This window comes from Stutzerimonas sp. LR2, from assembly GCF_055755175.1.
The window spans coordinates 1-800 of record NZ_JBVTRR010000064.1; the positions used below are offsets into that span (position 1 = coordinate 1).

An 800-nucleotide genomic window follows, 5' to 3' on the forward strand; every position below is an offset into this window, starting at 1 on the left:
GCCCCTATGGTATTTTCAGACAAAGACACTGGCTCTGGTTATTGCTTTGGACCTTCACCTTTCAGTTCGCTGATCATTTTCTCAGCCAACACCGCCGCAGAGCGCGCCTGGTTAATCAGCGCTATGCTCATGCTGTCTTCCACCAGCTGATTAGCCCGCTGGTACATGCGAGCAACAAAGCTCTCCAGCCCGGCGATTTCAGCTCCTGCCAGCAAAGGCGTAACACCGTCAGCCAGCTGGTTAAGCGCATCGTTCATGCCGTCCACAAAGCCTTCGCAGTAGTCGTCGCTTTTGCCAGTACGGTCGCGCACGCAGTCCATGTCATCGCCGTCCAATAACTTGCGCAGCTTTGCCTTCAGTTCGCTCATTGGCCGCTCCCTACATGTTCCGGCAGCGCCTTTGTCTGTCACGTCGATGTGCTCAAGGACAGCTGCATGAGCGTCTTTCAGCATTTTGCCTTCCGCAACCAGATGCTCAACTTCAGACGCAGGGATATAGCCTTTCGTCGGGCTGCTTTCGAGTGAAGGCATCAGAGCGTAATCACAGACCTGCTTGATGTGACTACCGACGCTATCGTCCGGCCCCACTTCGCGCAGATCGGTCTGGGTGGCACGTTGCACGACGATACCCCAGACCACCTGGTCAGTTTCATCAGACCAGCCGTCACAGGCATCGCCCCGGTAGTATTCGATGTGATCTTCAGCGGCTTGCCGGGCTTTGTCTGCGCTGTCGTGCTCATCGTAACCGCCGTCGGTACTGTAGGAGAAGAACTCCAAACCGTCGGTCACGCGTTTGAGCTC

Annotated in this window: 1 protein-coding gene; it reads right to left on the reverse strand. The window is 56.0% G+C overall.

Annotation, left to right across the window (positions count from 1 at the left end; all coding sequences use genetic code 11):
• Window positions 1-38: 38 nt before the first annotated feature.
• Window positions 39-800, reverse strand: a 762-nt coding sequence (locus tag ACVRRC_RS22050) for a hypothetical protein (RefSeq protein WP_472997588.1), incomplete at its 5' end; no start/stop codon positions are given.